The 652-nt window shown below is 65.6% G+C and carries 1 protein-coding gene; it reads left to right on the top strand.

Annotation, left to right across the window (positions count from 1 at the left end; translation table 11 throughout):
* The coding region (locus tag ACRCUN_RS34195) for a zinc-binding dehydrogenase (RefSeq protein ID WP_462146033.1) at positions 1-601 on the top strand (601 nt) is incomplete at its 5' end.
* Positions 602-652: the final 51 nt, after the last annotated feature.

The raw sequence follows: 652 nt of genomic DNA, 5'->3' as shown, positions 1-652 counted from the left end.
CGTCATGGCCGGCATCGGGGCGGCGATCAACACCGGCGCGGTCAACCGCGACGACACCGTGGCCGTCATCGGCTGCGGCGGGGTCGGCGACGCCGCTATCGCCGGTGCCGCGCTGGTCGGCGCCAAAAAGATCATCGCCGTCGACACCGACAACAAAAAGCTCGACTGGGCCCGCGACTTCGGCGCCACCCACACCATCAACGCCCGCGACCTCGACCCCGTCGTCACCATTCAAGACCTCACCGACGGGTTCGGCGCCGACGTGGTCATCGACGCCGTCGGCCGCCCCGAAACCTGGAAACAGGCGTTCTATGCGCGCGATCTGGCCGGCACCGTCGTGCTGGTCGGCGTGCCCACCCCCGACATGACCCTGGAAATGCCACTGGTCGACTTCTTCTCCCGCGGCGGATCACTCAAATCCTCCTGGTACGGCGACTGCCTACCCGAACGCGACTTCCCCACCCTCATCTCCCTCTACCTGCAAGGCCGGCTACCGCTGGAGAAATTCGTCTCCGAACGCATCGGCTTAGAGGAGGTCGAGTCGGCATTCCATCGTATGCACGCCGGCGAAGTCCTGCGCTCGGTGGTGGTACTCAAATGAGCACCATCCAGCGCGTCGTCACCAGCGGCAAATTCGAACTCGACGGCGGCT

The sequence above is a fragment of the Mycobacterium venezuelense genome (assembly GCF_054919535.1).
The sequence above is the reverse complement of the archived record's forward strand: the minus strand, read 5'-3'. Positions and strand labels throughout refer to the sequence as shown.